Annotated in this window: 8 protein-coding genes; 4 read left to right on the forward strand and 4 right to left on the reverse strand. The window is 35.0% G+C overall.

From position 1 onward, the window contains the following. Nucleotides 1-146: 146 nt before the first annotated feature. The gene (locus V7137_RS29515; RefSeq protein ID WP_335701359.1) at nt 147-794 is read right to left on the reverse strand and encodes a DUF7010 family protein; all 648 of its coding nucleotides are present in this window, start codon (nt 792-794) and stop codon (nt 147-149) included. A 491-nt stretch (nt 795-1,285) separates the two neighbouring features. Between V7137_RS29515 and V7137_RS29520 the strand changes: the two genes are divergently transcribed. Then, nucleotides 1,286-1,498, forward strand: a complete 213-nt coding sequence (locus tag V7137_RS29520; protein WP_335701360.1) for a hypothetical protein — start codon at nt 1,286-1,288, stop codon at nt 1,496-1,498. 355 nt (nt 1,499-1,853) lie between these two features. Here the strand turns inward: V7137_RS29520 and V7137_RS29525 are convergent, their stop codons facing one another. Beyond that, nucleotides 1,854-2,444 carry a LysE family transporter gene (locus V7137_RS29525; protein WP_335701361.1) on the reverse strand — a complete coding sequence of 197 codons (591 nt, stop codon included), beginning with the start codon at nt 2,442-2,444 and terminating at the stop codon, nt 1,854-1,856. A gap of 117 nt (nt 2,445-2,561) precedes the next feature. Here V7137_RS29525 and V7137_RS29530 point away from each other — a divergent pair, with 117 nt between their 5' ends. From V7137_RS29530 to V7137_RS29540, 3 genes are all read left to right on the forward strand, one after another. Further along, nucleotides 2,562-3,116, forward strand: a complete 555-nt coding sequence (locus V7137_RS29530) for a helix-turn-helix domain-containing protein (RefSeq protein ID WP_335701362.1) — start codon at nt 2,562-2,564, stop codon at nt 3,114-3,116. Nucleotides 3,117-3,409: 293 nt separating this feature from the next. Continuing rightward, entirely contained in the window at nt 3,410-3,883 is a 474-nt protein-coding gene (locus V7137_RS29535; protein WP_335701363.1) for a hypothetical protein, read from the forward strand. A gap of 109 nt (nt 3,884-3,992) precedes the next feature. Further along, entirely contained in the window at nt 3,993-4,199 is a 207-nt protein-coding gene (locus tag V7137_RS29540) for a DUF1657 domain-containing protein (RefSeq protein WP_335701364.1), read from the forward strand. Between the two features lie 324 nt (nt 4,200-4,523). Here the strand turns inward: V7137_RS29540 and V7137_RS29545 are convergent, their stop codons facing one another. Together V7137_RS29545 and V7137_RS29550 are read right to left on the reverse strand one after the other, a co-directional pair. After that, nucleotides 4,524-4,862 (reverse strand): YolD-like family protein, encoded by a 339-nt coding sequence (locus tag V7137_RS29545; protein ID WP_335701365.1) that lies wholly within the window; start codon nt 4,860-4,862, stop codon nt 4,524-4,526. Nucleotides 4,863-4,991: 129 nt separating this feature from the next. Then, nucleotides 4,992-5,717: a nucleotidyltransferase domain-containing protein gene (locus V7137_RS29550; RefSeq protein WP_335701366.1), complete on the reverse strand. Its 726-nt coding sequence runs from the start codon at nt 5,715-5,717 to the stop codon at nt 4,992-4,994. Nucleotides 5,718-5,879: the final 162 nt, after the last annotated feature.

Raw genomic sequence — 5,879 nt, forward strand, 5'->3', positions numbered from 1 at the left:
GCAGCAACCCTTTGTTAAACACAAGCACCCGTTAGCTGAATAAAATTGTTGTGCGCTATTTGCACCCCTCCAGAAGTCGGAAATAGGGACAAGTTACATACATTGTTCAAGAACAATAACTTAATTCAATAATCAAAAAGAGCGCATTACAACCGGAAAGATTCCACATCCTCTTTGAATCCATTCCGAGCCCTTTTCAGCAGTCTAAGTCCTGTAAGCCAAACTGCGACCCCGGTTCCCCACAATATCAGGGCTGAGCCAAATCCGACAGTTGCCCACCATACCTCAATTTGATGATGCCCCAAGGTAACTCTCACAGGTAATGTTAGCAATGTGATTGTAGCAAGCAAGCAAAGGAGTGTACCTGCAATATAATGGATCCTTACCCGAAAAAGATGGGCTAGAGGAAAAAAATGAGCACCGACAATAAGGGCCATCACAGGGACAAACAAATCTAAATGATTGGTAGCACTACATATTGCGCTTGCGGCGGCAATCAACACGCCTTCTAAACCAAAAATAATACCGAACATCATACCCATTCGTTTCGAACGACGGGTAGCATCCCCTTCCATCATCGCGTTTGATAACCTTCTTGAATTCTTTATCAATTTGATTCCGCCTATAAGCAGTAAGACACCAATCAACAGGGATAAGATCAAAAGCCAGAGGGATCCCCAGCCTTGCAATCCTCTTATACCAATTCCCGCCCACAGAGTACCGAAAAACGCCATGAAGAGAACTCCGGATGCTGTCCCACGCACAGCACCCCTGGGAATTATTGTTTGCGACATATCATTTCTCCTCCTCTTTCAATTGCATTCTAAAAAATGCACCCACAATAAACTGGTAATCCTCATTCTTTGGAATATCTTCGATAAAATCACCTATTTGTCTATATATTTCGATAGCTACATCCTTATACCTTTTTCCAAAGGAAAATTTACCATTAGGGAAAGTAATCGCAAATATGTATCCTATTTTTATCCGTTTCTATTTTTAAAGTATCTTAAAATTATTCCTTTAATTCAAATATTATTTACTTACTCCTCTTTCACTAATCTGGCCTATTTTTGTTGATGGCTCAGAAAACTATTCCATGACTTTGTAATCAGAAAGTTTTCAAGAATTGCACCACATTTTTTACATTTGGTCTTGAATCTGGATTTATCTAAGTGAATTTTTCTTCTCCACAATAACCACAAACAAGAATTTTACTTTTTGGCATTATTATTATCAGTACTGAACCTAACTCATGATCATATATTAATAAGAGGTGATTGAAATGGATGAACATCTTCAACAAACATTTGATATCCGTTTTTTGAAAATTGGTGGGATGGGCAATGGTAGCGGTCTGCAAATTGGTTGTGGGGCTGGTAAAGCAAAGCGAGTCACTCCTGTTGGATATCCTACAGTTGGACCTAAATTAGTTCCTCAAACAGGTCCTACAGAATTTGCTGTCCCATTACAAGCACCAGTACGTCTGAAAAAATAAGATTTGACCATGTTTAATTACATCTTTATGTAAAAGACCTCTCCTAATGTATGACTTCCTGTTGGAAGTCATTTTTTAATTATTTTGCATCTTTAAAAGGAATACAACCACTTCAAATAAAATGCAATTTTTATGTTCTAAAAGCAGAATATTTCTTTCTGTTAATTCTCTGCTTGTTTTTAATTAACCTTCTTCAGCTAACCTGCTCCGTTAGTTGAACAAGCAAAAAAGAGTTGCCTCAGCAACATCTTATGGAACTCTTGCACCCGTTACTTTAAGTACAATACTTCACAATCTACTTTGTTAATCAAACCAAAAAAAGGCGATGCCTTTTTAAAGCATCGCACCCGTTTCATTATCTCGATTCCAAAAGTATCGAAATTGCACTAAACATCAATAATAAAGCCATAACTATATTAAACTGATTATTATACTTTGATAAGAACTTTCGAAAAATTGAACCAAACACACCCCAAGAGTAGGTACCTAAAAAACCAACAAAAGCTAGAAAGAATGAATACAATATTAAACTGACATTTGAAGTGTGAAATGGAAGGACAAAGGTTGATATTGTAGTTATTCCATATAAAATACCTTTCGGATTTATAAATTGTAAAAGCATACCTGTTAAAAAACTGTTATTCTTGTCCCCATCATTGTGATTACCATCCTTCTTACTGGTAATAATTTTTATAGCCAGATACAACATATAGATTACACCTAGAATAGTCATTATAAATTCAACTTTTGGAATAAAGCTTTTAAGCAAAAGACCAAAATAAGCACACAATAATATTAGAAAAAAGAAACCTGTACCAACTCCTAACGAAAATCTAATTGTCTTTTTTAACCCGTATTTGTTAGCAATTAACATTGCCATAATATTATTTGGACCTGGGGTAAAAGCAGTAACAATGACATATAACAAAAATGATAATAATGCCAAAATGGAACCCTCCTTTGATTGTATGTTATAATGTCCTAAATAGACAATATAACGATTTCCTTTATATTGTACGATACATACGTTATATTGTAAATAATTAATTTTAGGAGTGTTTTTATGGAAGAAATAAATCAAATCATTGCCAAAAACTTAAAAGCCTATAGAGAAAGTAAAAAATTAAGCCTTGAAAAGGTTGCAGAGGTTTCTGGTGTAAGTAAAACAATGATTGGTCAAATTGAAAGAGGTGAATCCAGTCCTACTATTACAACTATTTGGAAAATAGCAAATGGATTAAAAATTTCTTTTACTTCTTTAATCAATAATCCGCAGCCAGATACAAAAGTTGTTTCAATGAGCGAGGTTCAAACTCTTGTGGAGGATAAAGGGAAATATCGGCTTTATCCATACTTTCCCTTTGAAGATGATAGACGTTTTGAAGTATATTCTGTTGAGATTGAAAAAGGTGGATTCCTAAGTGCTGATTCGCACAGGGAGGGAACTGAGGAATTTTTAACTATTTATGATGGTGAATTAACTGTCCGAGTAAATGACGTTGAATATAAAGTGAAAAAAGGCGATTCTATTAGATTCAAGGCTGATAGACCTCATACTTATTATAATTCGGGAGAAACATTAACTCGATTAAGTATGGTTTTATACTATCCAAATTAAAACCCCGTTCAATTAAAACGGGGTTTTACCATTGTATTAGTTACCAATATAACAATGCGTTATTAAATTAAACTGCTCCGTTAGTACAAGAAGAGAATGCCAACATTATGTCAACCGACTCTTCAACTCTTGCCATCAAGTAATTCAACAAGAAGTTTTTTATGTTTTAGCCAATTTTTCCCCATATGGAATCAAATTTTAATCGCAATTCTACACAAATTTAAAAAACGTCCTTTACGGGTTTGTCTGGATTGCATAAACTATTATAACTTCATTAGAAAAGAGTGAAAATAATGTCAACAAACTTAGTTGGAACAGTAAGAATTGTCTTGGCTTTAACGGTACAAGCCATTCGATTTGCTAATAGTGCAAAACTTATAATTCAACAACTTGAAGGTTTTGGTTTACCACCCAATCCAATCAAACCAGAATTATATCAAGATGCCATCGATAATCTGTCAGATGCTTTTAATACTATTGATGCTCCCCCTTTAAATATACAATGGCCAACTGATCCTATCCTTCCACCTAACCCTATCTATCCTAATGATCCTATAAGAATTAAACTATCAGACAACCGAGCATTGCTAGCATTAGATAAAATCAATGATGCTATCAGATATATTCACACAGCTATACTCTTAAGTGCTGATCCTGACATCACTGAGCAACTTCTATTATTTAGATTCCAGGTAAAAGCCGCACGACTCGCACTTGAAGATGGTATAGATGCTCCTCCATTTGCAGGAGATGTTAAGAGTCGATAATTTATCGGCTCTTTTTAATTAGTTTACAAAAGTTCTTTTTTCACTAACCTGGTAAGTCGAGTAGACAAAAACATTCGCATAATACTTCAATGAAAAGAGGGTTTAAAAAATGACAGTTGGAAAAGATGTTCAAACCGCTTTAGCATGTTTAAAAAGTGCACAAGCAAGCTTTGAAACTTTTGCTTTAGCAACCGATAGCCAGAATGCAAAGCAGCTTTATCAACAAGCCGCACAACAAACAAAATCCGTGCTTGACAGCCTTCAACCTCGTCTTCAAGAAATTCAAGGGGAAGAACCTCAGTACAATCAGCAATAAAGTGTAAGCGTCTTTATCAAATATGATAAGATATCCCAGATACATTTTCTGGCGGTCGGAATATGATGTTATATAAAAAATTCTTGTCCATTTTCCTAAACCATCCTTTCTAGGATGGTTTTGTTTTTTAGAACACCATTTATTCTGTTTCATAAGTTTTTAGCTAAAATACATCAAAAAAAATCAATTTTATTGCACAATATGGGTCAATTGCGACATAAATGAGAGATGGATTTTCATCCTTTCTTGTTCCACTAACCTGCTCCTTTAGTTTAATAAAAGAACGCCCACCCATCTAAGGCTGACGCAATGCTTAATGTCGTCTTAATCTACTACCTTGACTCCGACAACACTATCGAATGCCACCCGCTCAATTTCTCCAGGCTTCACCTCAATAAGTAGCTTATGTGTAATAGGATCCACGTAATGAACTCGACCATTAATGTCGTGAATAAATCCGTCATCCCATACCGTCAGTTTTACCGAATGGTTATATTCCATCGAGTAAATTATACGTAGGTCAAATTCCTCCTCCTGATGCTCGTCAATAATAGGCTTCCTTATTCGTTCAGTGTCGAGCCAAAAATCTCGCTGCATCTTTGCTTGTTCGGGTTGGAGATAAGCCGCAGCCCATTTAATTTTACCTCGGTCACGTATCGCCATATTAATCACCTCAGTATCATTATATACGAACAAATGTTCTTTGTGTAAATAAAAAGAGAAAGACCACTTTTCAGCAGTCTTTTAGGTTTCTTATTCAATTAAGCACCCGTTAAGAAGAATGTATTATTATTAAAGTTTTTCTTTACCTAAAGAAAACCCTTCAAATAGTCGCCCACCGTATGGTTCTAAAACCATTTCACTAAGTAGAACAACTTTGCTTTTCTCACCAGTTTTATAAAAAGTATCAAAGGCTTCAACAAATTCTTCGGTAAATTTTACATCGTAATGTCTCAAAGCACGAATAACCCATTTCGAAGAACCTATCCATCGACCATTAGTTCTTAAAACAAATTCCTGAATAAGCTCAGCTAATGAGTTGGCTATAAATATTTCTTCAGCTCGATTTTTACTACCTATAAAATCATCAAGGACATCAGTTATATAATAACGTTTTGTCATAATTATTTCTTCTGTCCATCTTTCAGGACCATTCTCCAATATCTCTTTAGCTTCTTCCTTTATAGAATCTATAATTCCTTCATCTTTTAAAATAATCCCTTCTAATATCATTCTTTGCATAGAAGGCTTAGCATTTTTATAATCCAAGTTGAAAAAGTGTTTATAGGAAGATAAATTATGAACAAAAACCTCAATTGCCCAACCAAAATCAATTAATGACTCTCTGTAAGCTGATTTTAATCTTTCAACAAAAACGACAATGTCAAGATCAGAGGTATCTGTTGCCTCACCTCTTACAACACTACCAGCCAATACAGCACCTTGACAGTCAGGGAAGTGCTTATTAATAAACTGTTTAGCTGCTTCAATTGGCTTTAATTTCTTTGTATCTCCCATCTTCTTCACCTTATTCTATGTGATTTCCTAAAAGATTCGCTATTTAACCATAATAATCCTTTTACTTTTACCTTAATTAACTAAACTGCTTCGTTAGTGCAATAAAAATAGGGATCGCCGCAGCCATCCCAATCTTTAACTATCGCACCCGTTACTTTAAGT

It is taken from the genome of Neobacillus drentensis, assembly GCF_036962765.1.
GTDB lineage: Bacteria > Bacillota > Bacilli > Bacillales > Cytobacillaceae > Neobacillus > Neobacillus drentensis_C.

Coding starts and splice junctions, on each gene's coding strand:
- V7137_RS29515 (WP_335701359.1), bottom strand. CDS start 794: ATGTCGCAAACAATAATTCCCAGGGGTGCTGTGCGTGGGACAGCATCC.
- V7137_RS29520 (WP_335701360.1), top strand. CDS start 1,286: ATGGATGAACATCTTCAACAAACATTTGATATCCGTTTTTTGAAAATT.
- V7137_RS29530 (WP_335701362.1), top strand. CDS start 2,562: ATGGAAGAAATAAATCAAATCATTGCCAAAAACTTAAAAGCCTATAGA.
- V7137_RS29535 (WP_335701363.1), top strand. CDS start 3,410: ATGTCAACAAACTTAGTTGGAACAGTAAGAATTGTCTTGGCTTTAACG.
- V7137_RS29540 (WP_335701364.1), top strand. CDS start 3,993: ATGACAGTTGGAAAAGATGTTCAAACCGCTTTAGCATGTTTAAAAAGT.
- V7137_RS29545 (WP_335701365.1), bottom strand. CDS start 4,862: ATGGCGATACGTGACCGAGGTAAAATTAAATGGGCTGCGGCTTATCTC.
- V7137_RS29550 (WP_335701366.1), bottom strand. CDS start 5,717: ATGGGAGATACAAAGAAATTAAAGCCAATTGAAGCAGCTAAACAGTTT.